At 45.5% G+C, this 12479-nt stretch carries 9 protein-coding genes; 1 reads left to right on the forward strand and 8 read right to left on the reverse strand.

Going from position 1 to position 12479, the window contains the following annotated elements; all coding sequences use genetic code 11:
• Positions 1–83: 83 nt before the first annotated feature.
• The 7 genes from GVJ38_RS04005 to GVJ38_RS04035 form a co-directional block, all read right to left on the reverse strand.
• Positions 84–2471: a leucine-rich repeat protein gene (locus GVJ38_RS04005; RefSeq protein WP_159721885.1), complete on the reverse strand. Its 2388-nt coding sequence runs from the start codon at positions 2469–2471 to the stop codon at positions 84–86.
• Positions 2472–2683: 212 nt separating this feature from the next.
• Complete coding sequence (locus GVJ38_RS04010) at positions 2684–5050, reverse strand: leucine-rich repeat protein (RefSeq protein ID WP_159721886.1); 2367 nt, start codon at positions 5048–5050, stop codon at positions 2684–2686.
• Between the two features lie 507 nt (positions 5051–5557).
• Positions 5558–6778, reverse strand: a complete 1221-nt coding sequence (gene rpsA / locus GVJ38_RS04015; RefSeq protein WP_159721887.1) for a 30S ribosomal protein S1 — start codon at positions 6776–6778, stop codon at positions 5558–5560.
• Between the two features lie 142 nt (positions 6779–6920).
• A complete protein-coding gene (cmk, locus tag GVJ38_RS04020; protein ID WP_159721888.1) occupies positions 6921–7592 on the reverse strand; it encodes a (d)CMP kinase in 672 nt (223 codons plus the stop codon).
• A 348-nt stretch (positions 7593–7940) separates the two neighbouring features.
• On the reverse strand, positions 7941–8882 hold the full coding sequence (locus tag GVJ38_RS04025) for a LysM peptidoglycan-binding domain-containing protein (protein WP_159721889.1): 942 nt from the start codon (positions 8880–8882) through the stop codon (positions 7941–7943).
• A gap of 105 nt (positions 8883–8987) precedes the next feature.
• Complete coding sequence (locus tag GVJ38_RS04030; protein ID WP_159721890.1) at positions 8988–10379, reverse strand: RecQ family ATP-dependent DNA helicase; 1392 nt, start codon at positions 10377–10379, stop codon at positions 8988–8990.
• Entirely contained in the window at positions 10370–11356 is a 987-nt protein-coding gene (locus GVJ38_RS04035; RefSeq protein ID WP_159721891.1) for a helix-turn-helix domain-containing protein, read from the reverse strand. The genes GVJ38_RS04030 and GVJ38_RS04035 overlap by 10 nt, the downstream gene beginning before the upstream one ends.
• A 24-nt stretch (positions 11357–11380) precedes the next feature.
• Here GVJ38_RS04035 and GVJ38_RS04040 point away from each other — a divergent pair, with 24 nt between their 5' ends.
• Positions 11381–11596 carry a ferredoxin gene (locus GVJ38_RS04040; RefSeq protein ID WP_159721892.1) on the forward strand — a complete coding sequence of 72 codons (216 nt, stop codon included), beginning with the start codon at positions 11381–11383 and terminating at the stop codon, positions 11594–11596.
• 126 nt (positions 11597–11722) lie between these two features.
• Here the strand turns inward: GVJ38_RS04040 and GVJ38_RS04045 are convergent, their stop codons facing one another.
• Positions 11723–12325 carry an ECF transporter S component gene (locus tag GVJ38_RS04045; RefSeq protein WP_159721893.1) on the reverse strand — a complete coding sequence of 201 codons (603 nt, stop codon included), beginning with the start codon at positions 12323–12325 and terminating at the stop codon, positions 11723–11725.
• Positions 12326–12479 lie beyond the last annotated feature (154 nt).

The following is a 12479-nucleotide window of genomic DNA, read 5'->3' on the forward strand; positions in this document are numbered from 1 at the left end:
TTGCCGTAACTTTTTCAAATTCTCTTTAGTTTAACGAAGAAACTCCCTTCTTGCAAGAAGAAGGGAGTGAAAGTTTTGCGAAATTAATATAACTGGAAGCCGGTACCTTCTGTATGCCAACCGACATTTGCCAACTGGTCTCGCTCCGTAGCATGTTGCGTGTAGTGATGGGCACCTGCCACCGCATTTGGATTGTACAAACGGAACACATCCTGCTCGCCACCTGAAGCAAACGCCGTGCCCTCGGTTTGCCAGCCAAGACTAGCTAAATGATCCCGTTCTTGAGCCGATGTAGTGTAATGATGATCGCCAACATTTGGATTATACAAGCGATAGACTGCTTCGCCTTTTTCGGCTGCGCTACCGAGCACACCTTCATACTGCCAGCCCTGCGTCACTAAATGATCTTTTTCGGGTGTACTCAAAGTATAAAAATGTTCTCCGGAATTGGGATTATAGAGCCGATGCAAGACTTCCGTTTTCACCGGTTGCGCCACTTTACGGAAAATCGCCCGGTAAGTCGTGTCTTTCGTCACTTTTATTTCCGCAAAATTCGCAATCGTCGCACCCGTTTCATCTACCCAGCGCGAAAAGATATAACCTTCATTGGCTTGCGGGGTCGGGATCTTGTCTCCTGGTAGCAGTTCATTTTCCGTGACTTCAAGTTTGGTCTCGCCAACCAATTTTCCGTTGCCATCTGTGGTGAAATTCATCGTGTATTTGACTGCGGCGGGGTCTACTTTCACCGTAAAGTCTTGGACGAAATCAGTTGTTTGTGACGTACCCTGTTTGACGATCGCTTGCAGCTTCACTTCACCGGCTTGTTCAGCAGTCAACTGATCGCCAACTAAAGTCACACCGGCTTGCTGGGCTGCTAATTTCCACGTCAACTTTTTATTCGTCGCGTTACTTGGATTGACTTTTCCAGTCAGTTTTAGGGTCTCGCCGGCGGTCATTTTAGTCGGCAACGCCGTGATCGAGGTGACGGCGCGGAAAGTCGGAGCGGGTTTTGGCTCAACGGTCACCGTAAAATCTTTCACATAAATCACTTGCGGTGTGGTACCAGTTTCATGATCGGTCACCGTGGAATCAGTCACTTTCGCTCGCATCTTGAAGGTGCCTGCTTGACTAGCCGATAATCTTTTCGTTGCCGGATCATAACTAACGCCTACTGGTGCATCTAATAGCTCATAATTAACTGCTTTTGTGCTCGGATCAGCTGACTCGATCTTTTCTTCGATCGTTACCGGAACCCCTGCCGTTAACCGCTCAGGTAGATCCGTGAGATCTGTTACCGGATCAAATTCCTCAAAGTCCCAATGATCCAGTTGAGGAGTACCAAAACTTCCTTGATTATACGTTGTAGCATCACGGGGATAGTACAGTGTACCTGAGTTTTCAATATTAACGAATGGATTATCTGTTAAGGTTGGTGCCGTTGGGTTTGTGAAAATCAGAGTTGTGATAGAACTTGTATTAAACATTGCTGGCACGGGCTCACCCGTTAAGTCCGTTAAACTTTGTGGGAAGGCTACCGTTTTTAAGTTGGAATAGCTCTGCAAATTACCTGTAAAACTTGTTAATTGTGAAGGTTCGACAAATTGTACAGCTGAGATACTTGTTCCATGGAATACATTTGCCGAGATCGTCGACACGCCACTAGGAATTACTACTTCACCACTCAAACCACTACAATTATAAAAGGCAGACCATCCGATACTTGTCAAACTAGCTGGTAACTTCAAATTACCAGAAAATCCACTACAATCAGCAAAGGCATACTTTCCGATACTTGTCAAACTAGCTGGTAACTTCAAATTACCAGAAAATCTATCACAACTTAAAAAGGCACACTCTCCAATATGTGTCAAACCAGCTGGCAAATTCAATTCACCAGAAAATCCTTTACAATCCCAAAAGGCACCCTCTCCAATATGTGTCAAACCAGCTGGCAAATTCAATTCACCAGAAAATCCTTTACAACCCCAAAAGGCACCCTCTCCAATATGTGTCAAACCAGCTGGCAAATTCAACTCACCACTTAAATTATCACAACTATCAAAGGCAGAGGCTCCGATCTTTTTCAGATTCGTTGCTTGTGAAAAATCCACTTGTTTAAGATTGGAATATTTCGGGCCAGGATAAGCCCCAAATGCCCCATCCCCAATCTCTGTCACCGGCAGTCCGTCGATCGTAGCTGGAATGGTCAAGGCTAAGTCAGACGTATTTGCTCCTTGTTGTGATAAGCCGGTAATAATTGCCTTATCCTCAACCACTCTATACGTGACATCTTCCCATTCTTGATCTACTTGAGTTCCTACCTTATTTTCTACTGAAACACTTGCCTCGCTATAGCCTGCGCGCAATTCTTTTTTCACAGGTGCATGTTCTTCGGCGCGGGCTTGCAACAAGCCGAGTTGTGTACTGCACAATAAACTAGCCACTAAACCAACTTTAACGATTTTTTGCATGTCACTTCCTCCTTATGAATGTAAAACCGAGTTCTTCCCAGTTCTATTACTTCCAGTATAGCAAGTGACGAGTCACAGTACCTAATCAGACCTCTGTTATTTATTCTTACATTTTGTAAATGATTTGAAATCACATCGCCCACTAGCTCTCAGCACACAAAAAAAGTTAGTCTGACTGTTTGTCAGACTAACTTTTCATTTAACTTAAGCTGTTAATACAACCAGAAGCCAGTCCCTTCTGTGTGCCAGCCAAGTGTTTGCAACCAATCTCGTTCAGCAGTACTTGGCGTATAGAAGTGCGCGCCGGCGATCGCATTTGGATTGTACAAACGATACAAGGCTTTGTTCCCACCAGAGTAAAAGGCGGTCCCTTCTGCTTGCCAGCCGACACTGACTAAATGATCCCGTTCAGCGGCACTCGTCGTGTAGTGATGGTCACCGGCATTTTTGTTATATAAACGGAATACCGGTACGCCGGTTTGTTGATTCAATGGTGCGTTTCCGACTACGCCTTCGTCTTGCCAACCAAGTGTCACGAGTCCCGTTTTTTCAGCGGCAGCCCACGTGTAGAAATGTTCACCGGAATTAGGGTTATACAAGCGATACAATGGTGTCGTTTGAACGATTGGCGAGATCTTTTGGAAGATCGCTTTATAGGTCATATTTTTCGTTACGGCTTGTTGCGCAAAATTGGTGACTGTCTTACCGTTTTGATCTTCCCAACGTGAAAAGAGATAGCCATCATTAGCTTGCGGTGTTGGAAGTTGAGCAGTCGAGATCGTTTCATTATCCGCGACTTCGATTTGCGTCGCACCGTTTAATTTACCATTGCCATCAGTGGTGAAGTTCACGATGTGACGGACTGCCGCAGGTTCAACGGTTACGGTAAAGTCTTGGACGAAATCTTGCGTGCGCGCCGCACCATTTTTCACGACCGCTTGCAAATTCACTGCACCGGCTTGTTTGGCAGTCAATTGATTTTCTTTGAGTGTTACGCCAGCTGGTGCGCCGACTAAACGCCATGTCAGATCTTGGTTCGTCGCATTACTAGGCGTCACGGTCCCGGCTAAAGTCAACGTTTCGCCTGCGGTCATTTGACTTGGCAGATCCGTGATGGCACGAACCGGATAAAAATCAGGTCGTTTTGGTTTGACCGCTAGAGTAAAGAGTTGTTCAAAGTCACTGCCATTTGCATTACCGCCTTTCACGGTCGCCTTAAGCTGGATAGTTCCAAGTTCGGTCGCAGTCAATTGGTTGCCGGTTAGCGTTACACCGTCTGGTTGATCCACTAAAGACCACGTGACGGTTTTATTCGTCGCATCGGTTGGGGTCACTTGATCAGATAACATCACGGTACTACCCACGGTCATCGTAGTCGGTACATTTTTAATGCCAGTCACCGCTTGATTGATAACATTGATGGTAAAGAGTTTATCCCGCCAATAATCTGGTGCATTCAGATTCGCATGCTCTTGGTTGCGCACTGTTTCTTCGACAACAACTTTCCCTAACTTAGTCGCCGTCAAGTGCGTTCCGACTAATGAAGCCCCCGCGGTATTACGAACGATCTCCCAAGTAGGGGTCGTTTCAAATTCATGCGCTGGATCGGCTACAGTGGATGCTAAGTCTAACACAGGCTTGTTGATGATCAGTGAATCGCTAAATTTTGGTGTGAAGTTGACTGTTTTATAATCGTAACCGACAATCGGCCAATTCGCTGCGTCGGCTGTGATCGGTCCACCAAACTCTGCCCGTTTTGCTTCATACGCTGCTTGTGAACCCATCGGAACAAAAATCTTCCCACTAGCATTTACTCCCTCAAAGGCAGGGGAAAATTTATTAACATCAAAAGCTGGTGGCACAGCTCCCAAAAATGTCACCCGTTTCAAATTAGTTCCGTTAAAAGTCTCTTGCCCGATCGAAGTCAATGTACTCGGTAATGTGATCGACTGCAAATTCGAGCTGCCATCAAAGACCCCACGATAGCTCGCCGATTGATCCAGCCGTTGCAAATTAGCCGGTAATTTGACCGACTCTAAAGCTGTACATTCAAGAAAAGTAGATGACTTTAATTGCGTTAGTTGCGTACTGTTGGAAAGATCCGCACTCGTAATATTTGTATTGGCAAAGGCCCCGACTCCCAGTGACTGCAAAGTAGCGGGCAATTGAAGTATCCCTTTGAGATTGGTGCGGGCAAACGCTGTACTTCCAATCATGACTAAATTCGAAGCGTTTGAAAAATCGACGGTGGTTATATTTTTATCCACAGCCGCTTCCCCTTCATCACTTCTAAGAAGATTCCCGAAAGCTTCATTTGCGATCTCTGTTACGGGCAAGCCATCGATCTCAGCTGGAATAGTCAGCACTAGGTTTGGAGTCGCTTTTCCCTGTGGTGACAAGCCAGTGATCGTCACTTGTCCTCGATCTACTTGATAAGTCAAATCCCCAGCTACTAAATCATCGACTTGGGTAGTGACACTACTAGTTGGTGGTTGTCCCGCGGCTTGAACTGTTAGCGCTCCCAATTGCAAACCAAAAAATAAACTTACCGCGAGACTTGTTTTAATAAGTTTTAGCATGATGCTCACTCCTCATGATTTTGAAAACAGTTCAAGTAGCGCACTGTTTTTACACCCTTAGTATACAACTGCTCACCTGTTTAGCTAGCTTAATTTGCTTTGCCCTTCACCAAACTTTAAAAAAGTTGAGTTTTCTTATTTATTTGATTGTTCAACTGCAAAAAAGACCTAAGAAAAGACAAATTTTGTAATCGCGACGTGCCAGTTGCCCACTAAAAAAAGTTAGCCCAACTGTTGTTAGACTAACTTACTCCATTAACATACACTCCACTCGCTCACACTCGCCCAGTGATTAAAGTCAGCAATTACTAACTACATTAATCAGACACTCCGCTCCCGTTGGTCACCCAGTGGATTGTATCGGCAAGTCAGTTGCCGACATAATCCAAAAAACTCCGTTCAGCAGTTGCCAAACGGAGTTTCTCGAACTTTTTATTCAGAAAGATTGCGCATGAAGGTGCGCTATATGTTTAGTTTCGTACCGAGGCACGAAACTTAACACCAAAATTATTGATTGTCTTTATCGTCGTTGTCTTTTAACGCATCGCCGATCATGTCGCCCATCGTAAAGCCGGTATTTTCTTCTGGCATATCATAAGAATCTGGTTCAGGTTCTGTATGTTCTTCTTCTGGTTTTTCTTCCAGTGCTTTGATGGATAATGCGACCCGATGATCTTCAGGATGCACTTCTAAGACTTTGACTTTGACTTTATCGCCTTCCGCTAAAACTTCATGCGGTGTCGCGATGTGTTTGTGTGAGATTTGTGAGATGTGGACTAAACCTTCCACCCCTGGGAAGATCTCAACAAATGCCCCGAAGCTCGTCAAACGTTTGACAGTACCTTCTAAGACTGTACCAGGCGCCGCTTTTTCTGCGATGTCGGTCCAAGGTCCAGGCAAGTTTGCTTTGATGGAAAGTGAGATCCGTTCACGATCTGGATCAACGCCTAAGACTTTCACTTCGACTTCATCGCCAACGCTCAACACGTCAGATGGTTTGTCGACATGGCTGTGAGAAATCTCAGAAACGTGGACTAAGCCATCGATCCCGCCAAGGTCAACGAACGCGCCAAAGTCAGTCAAACGCGCAACTTTACCTTTCACGACGTCGCCTTCATGAAGGTTCGCCATTACTTCTTTTTTCTGTTCCGCTTTTTCAGCTTCCACAACTGCTTTGTGAGATAAGATCAAACGGTTTTCTGATGGTTCGATCTCCATGATCTTGAATTGTAACGTCTTGCCTTTGTACTCAGAAAAATCATCGACGAAATGGTCATCGATCATAGAGGCAGGAACAAAGCCACGCACACCAACGTCAACGACTAATCCACCTTTGACCGTGCTAGTAACTGGCGCTTCGATGATCTTACCTTCTTCGTATTCTTTTTCGATGTCTTCCCAGACTTTTTTCGCATCTAAGCGACGTTTCGAAAGTAGATAGCTACCGTTTTCTTTATCTTTTCCGATCGTAGAGATGACTACAAGATCTAGTTCGTCGCCGACTTTCACGACCTCGTTGATGTCTTCGACTGGCAAAGTAGAAAGCTCTTTAGCTGGAACAACTCCCTCGACTCCAGTTCCTTCGATCCCGATGATGGCTTGCTTATCTTCAATCTTAAGCACCTCACCTTTGACGATATCGCCGACTTTTACTTCATGCACGTCTTTTAATGCATCTTCCATGGATAAATTTTCATTGTCCATTTGGTTTTGATCTAATTCTGTCATGACGTTTGTCCTCCTAACCAACAATTACGTAAATAGACTACACTATCTATTCTAAAATATTACACTGGAAAAATAAAGCGATTTCTCTTGAAATATCAAAAAACGCGATTTTATCACAAAAAGTGAAAACTTTTCTTAGAAATTAATAACCTTTTTGTGCGATGATTTCTTTGATTTTTGAAACGACTTGTTGAATATTCATACCAGTCGTATCGACTAAAATTGCATCTTGTGCTTGCACTAGCGGTGAGACTTCACGATGCGAATCCAAATAATCTCGTTTAGCGATCGCCTCTTTTAACGTTTCAAACTCTGTCGTGATGCCTTTTTCCTGATTTTCTTTATAGCGGCGCTGAGCCCGTTCTTCGACACTTGCCACGAGGAAAATTTTCACCTCGGCCTCAGGTAACACCGTCGTCCCGATGTCGCGGCCGTCCATCACGATGCCGCCGGTCTTGGCTAAGTCTTGCTGGAGCTCGACTAATTTTTCCCGCACAGCTTTTTGCGCGGAAACTTCCGAAACGGCAGCCGTCACATCGTTTTGCCGAATTTCTTTGGTGACTTCTTGCTCGCCGACAAACACGCGCTGACCGGTTGCAGCTTGCTTGAAGCGCACCGGAAATTTTTCTAACAACGCGACTAAGCCGGCTTCGTCATTTAACGCAACATTCTGGGTCAACGCCAAATACGTCACCGCCCGATACATCGCGCCTGTGTCCACGTAAATAAACTGAAAATCGTTAGCCAAAATCTTTGCCACCGTACTCTTACCAGAAGACGCCGGTCCGTCGATTGCAATTGAAATGTTTTCCATCTTAACATCCTTTCGCCAAATAATAAGCCGCGACCTGCTAAGAGATCACGGCAAATCAAAAATTACATTTTACTTATCCCTGGGAGCTTAACAGTCCATTTCGCTTTTCTTTGTCTAGCTACGTAAACGAGCTTCTCGGCTGTAAGTTTCCTTGATTTGTTGGCAAAGCGCGCCAAAAATTCAAGGCAGACTTGCCGCTCGAAGCTGACCCGTTTGCTTCGCTTTTCTTATTGTCTAGCTATATGGACTAACTCCTCGGTGATAAGATCCAGCAATTTGTTGGCAAAGTCCGCCAAAAAATTTGCAGGTTACTTATCACTCGGAGCTTAGCAGTCCATTTCGCTTTTCTTATTGCACTCTGACTGATTGGCCGGGTTGGAAGAAGTAGTCGTTCATAGTCATCCCGTTCAATTGTAAAAGTTGCTCAACTGATACGCCGTAACGATCCGCGATTTGGCGTGGGCCATCGCCTGGGTTTACGACACCGTATTGACCAGACCCATCTTGTGGTGCGCCTTGATGTCCGGCAGCTCCAGCTTGGTTAGTTTGTTGACCGTTTTGACCGGCCGTTCCATTTTGATTCGTGCCAGCTGCTTGCTGGTTCGCGCCATTTTGGATCGGATTGCCGTATTGATCATATTGCGTTTGTTGGTCGTTGGTTTGTTGACCAGCTGTTTGACCATTTGCATTTTGACCATTTTGTGTAGCGGCTTGATTTTGTTGCGCTTGTTGATTGGCCGCTGCTTGTTGTTGCGCTTGCGCTTGTTGCGCCGCTTCTTTTGACGCTTGGGTGGCTTCAGCTTTTTTCTTGCTAGCTGCTGTTTTCGCTGCTTCTTTTGATGCTTGAGCTGCTTTTTCTTTTGACTCTTGGGCCGCTTTTTCCGCCGAAGCTTTTGAACGACTCGCCGCTACTTGTGATGAATCTGGACCTTTAGCACTTTGATCACCAGTATCACGGGTCAGCCAGAAATAAGCACCAGCTGGGATCAAAATCAATAATAAGAGCAAGGCTACTAAAATACTTAAAAATTTCGTGTTGCCGTTATTGCCGCCATTGCCCCCACTACCACTACTACCGCCTCGGCTCGCTTTCGCTTTGGTTGCGCCAGCTGTGCCAGCTGCTCTAGCCGTATTTTTAGCATTTTCTGTTGCTTGACTCGCAGTTTCATTTGCAGAATCAGCCGTATCGCGAGCTGTTTTTTTCGCTTCTTCCGCTTCTTCGGTGGCATAGATCTGCTGATCCCACGGTTCGTTGTTGGCTCCGTGATTACGATCTCGTCGACTTACCATCAAATCCCTCCTTATTACTATCAGCGACAATTATACCACAGGAAAAAAAAAAAGCGATGGTTATTCAAAAAAGCGCAGGAAACTGATCAGCTCCTGCGCTTTCCATCAAAACAATCGCCCCAAGATCTCCTGCCACGGCTGCTTTTTCAACGCTTGCGTTGTGCCTTCTGTTGCAGCTAGCTCTTTTGCAGTTACTAAATGCGCACCGTCATGATCACAGCAGTTCGCAGGTTTGTTGACCAGCGTCTCATCAAAATAGTGCAAGAGTTTTTCTCGGCGGCAGCCGGTAGTTTCGATATAATCCAGCATCGCCTGCACTTGCTGGCGGCGGGTTTCCTCTCGCTGTTCCAACAGCTGCAAGAGGGATTCTTTTTGGTGGGGAAAAAAACGTGCCCACTTTTCGATCAGCGGGTCTTGACTTTGAACTGCCGGATCAGCATTGACCACTTCAAAAACTTTTTTCGCTTCTCGTGTCTGCTGCTGCAAAAAATAATGGATCTGTTCATCGTCTTTTTCATATAACAAAATCGCTTGCGCTGGCAAGCCGTCTCGCCCGGCGCGCCCGATTTCTTGCAAATAATTTTCCGGTGAGTCCGGCAGATCATAATGGATCACAAACCGGATGTCGGCTTTATTGATCCCCATGCCAAACGCGTTGGTAGCTACTAAAAGCTGCAACTGCCCGCTTAAAAATTGCTGCTGCAACACGCGCCGTTCTTGCCCAGACAGACCGCCATGATAAAATGCCACCGCGTATTGGTCTTTTAAATGTTGATAGAGCTGCTGGACTTTTTTGCGGGTCGCACAATAAATGATCCCCGAACCGGTCAATTTCGCCAATAAATCTGTTAGCTGCGCCTCTTTTTCTCCGCGGACCACAAATAACGCCACATTCGGGCGGTCAGCTGAATAAACGACTTCTGAGGCCGCGCCGTCAAACACTAATCGTTGAATGTCTTGCCGCACTTTTTTCGTGGCCGTCGCCGTCAACGCTAAAACGGGAAACGTTTGGTTAAGCTGTGCGATCCCGTCTGCTAATTTCAAATATTCCGGTCGAAAATCAATTCCCCACTGAGAGACGCAATGGGCTTCATCCACCACTAACAACGCCAACTGACACTGCTTTAACGCCTGAAGTGTCGCCTCGTTGACAAACATCTCGGGACTCATGAAAATAAATTTATACTGCGCTAAATGTGCCAAGGCCCACTGCTTTTCACTGTAACTGAGCAAACTATTCAGCGCCACCGCTCGTTTTTCGCCCAATTGCTGCAGTTGCAACAATTGGTCTTCCATCAGTGAGATCAGCGGTGAAATGATCACGACACTGCCCGCTAAAAGTTCCCCTGTCAATTGATAACATAACGATTTTCCCGTTCCAGTGGGCAACATCCCCAACACGGGATCACCGGCTAACAACTGCTGGATGATCTCTTTTTGGCCGGGCCGAAACGTGGCATAGCCAAAGCGTTGCTGTAAGATTTTTTCTAGTTCCATCTAGTCTGTTTCACCTCTTTGATCTGGGACAACCGAAAATTCAAATAACTCACATCAAAATCTTGATACTGTAAATCACGGACAGCCTCTCCGGTCACACCCGTGGCTAATTCGAACCGCTCAAAAGGAAAGTTCGCATCCAAGAGCGCCCACTCCAACAAATGATCAGTGATCGTGCCTTCTTTTAATTGGCGTTTAGTCATGATCGCCTTCACTGAATCCCCTGCTAAAAACAATTGACGAGTCAGTAGCATACTGTGATTGTAATTTTTTTGATCGGCAGCGACGATTAGCGGATACAGACTGGGAAACTGTCGCACATGCGCAAGCAATAAATCTTGTTGGCTAGCAGTATATAACTTGTCCCATGGTGTATTCTGCCAAGCTGATGGCAATAATTGAAACGCGGTTTGTCCATTTTGCTGAAAGCCCGTCAACTGATTGGCTAAAAAATCCGCACTGGCTTCTGGCAATTTCGCAAACAGTGCGGTCAATTCTTGTGGAAATTTCTCTAACAGATCCGCCGGTGCTTGAGCTAAAAAGTGTTTGACTTGGGTCAGATACAGCGGCCGATTTTCTAGCGGCACATAATCCTTTTGCCCATGAGCTAAAAAACTCAGCACTTGAATGCCAAAGTTCAACAGCTGCCAGCATTCTTGGCGCATCCGACCATAGCGAAAACTATTTAATCCTACTAATGGCGTAAAATCATGCTGCGCTAATTCGGCTTGCCCGCTTGTCGTCAACTGGCCAAAACTTTCCGTGCGAGTAATCCAGCCGTTTTTTTCTAGTTGCGCGATAGCTCGTTTAAAACGTTCATTTTTTAAGTCGGGCAAGAGTCCGCAAACGTTCAAATTGTCATAAAAAAAACCGTGAAGTAACACCGAACTCGTGCGCCGCCCCGTCAGTAATTGGTATAAAGTTGAGATCCGCAGCTTGTAGCCGCTCGCAAATAACGTTAAAATAAATAAGTCCATCATAACTCCTTAGAAGGTGAAACTATGCAATGTAAAATCATCCCGGAAGAATGTATCGCGTGCGGCTTGTGTCAATTGATCGCGCCCAGCGTGTTTGATTACGATGATAATGGGATCGTTCACTTTGTCGATGAACCGCATGCGATCCACGAATTTATCCCAAAATCCGCTGAGACTTCCGTGCGGCAAGCCGCTAAAGAATGCCCCGCCCATGTCATTTTTCCGTCTGATTCAGTATAACGCAAAACAAAATCCGTCACCACTCTTGTAAGTTACGCAAGCTAGACTGGTTTTACGCGTAAAAAAAGTCCTACTTCTTTCTCGATTGAAAAGAAGTGGGACCTTTTTTAGTATCTGTTTGCAAAATTAAAGGGAATGGTGCCCATGAGTCTGAACGACTTTTTTAGAAAGCCAAGGCACGAGTTTGGCGTGGAGTGCTAAAAACGCGACACTCACTAAGACCCCTTTGATTAAGTTGAAGGGAACGACCCCGACTAAAACGTAGCGGCCAAGACTCATCCCGAGCATTTGCCCAGCCGATAATCCAAAAGCGGCTAAATACAGCGGTGTGATAATAAAATAGTTGGCGATACTCATAAAGACCGTCATCAAGATAATCCCCAAGCTCACACCGAAAAATTTATTAGCTGAGTTGTGTTTTTCTTTGTTGAACAAATAATAGATCGGCAATGTAAAGATCGTCGTGGCTAAAAAGCTCGCCGCGTCTCCGATCAGATTGTTGACGGAAAAGCCCGTCAAAGTCAAATGCAACAACGAACGCACAAATGCCGTCGCGATCCCAGCCACCGGACCAAAGATAAACATGTTGATGATCACAGGGATATCACTGAAATCGACTTTCAAAAAGGGAAACATCGGGACGATCGGAAAAGCAATAAATTGCAAGATCAATCCCATCGCGGCACACACGGCTACAGCGGTCATCTTTTGTAACTTCACGTTCTTCATCAAAAAATTCCTCCTAGTTTCAGGAATTCATCTTCACGAACTATTTGAGTAAGCTTCATTAGAAAAGACATCAGTCAACAACAATTGCCTCGGTCAGCTAGCTTGCGGCGTTTGTTCAAAACCACGCCCATCCCAACAAAAAAACTCTATGCAA

The organism is Enterococcus sp. CSURQ0835 (assembly GCF_902706605.1).
Taxonomy (GTDB): Bacteria; Bacillota; Bacilli; order Lactobacillales; family Enterococcaceae; genus Enterococcus_A.

What these genes read in the sequence shown, in the direction of transcription:
- GVJ38_RS04045 (WP_159721893.1), bottom strand. Translation starts at nt 12,325, where the DNA reads ATGAAGAACGTGAAGTTACAAAAGATGACCGCTGTAGCCGTGTGTGCC.
- GVJ38_RS04035 (WP_159721891.1), bottom strand. Translation starts at nt 11,356, where the DNA reads ATGGACTTATTTATTTTAACGTTATTTGCGAGCGGCTACAAGCTGCGG.
- GVJ38_RS04005 (WP_159721885.1), bottom strand. Translation starts at nt 2,471, where the DNA reads ATGCAAAAAATCGTTAAAGTTGGTTTAGTGGCTAGTTTATTGTGCAGT.
- GVJ38_RS04025 (WP_159721889.1), bottom strand. Translation starts at nt 8,882, where the DNA reads ATGGTAAGTCGACGAGATCGTAATCACGGAGCCAACAACGAACCGTGG.
- rpsA (WP_159721887.1), bottom strand. Translation starts at nt 6,778, where the DNA reads ATGACAGAATTAGATCAAAACCAAATGGACAATGAAAATTTATCCATG.
- GVJ38_RS04040 (WP_159721892.1), top strand. Translation starts at nt 11,381, where the DNA reads ATGCAATGTAAAATCATCCCGGAAGAATGTATCGCGTGCGGCTTGTGT.
- GVJ38_RS04010 (WP_159721886.1), bottom strand. Translation starts at nt 5,050, where the DNA reads ATGCTAAAACTTATTAAAACAAGTCTCGCGGTAAGTTTATTTTTTGGT.
- GVJ38_RS04030 (WP_159721890.1), bottom strand. Translation starts at nt 10,379, where the DNA reads ATGGAACTAGAAAAAATCTTACAGCAACGCTTTGGCTATGCCACGTTT.
- cmk (WP_159721888.1), bottom strand. Translation starts at nt 7,592, where the DNA reads ATGGAAAACATTTCAATTGCAATCGACGGACCGGCGTCTTCTGGTAAG.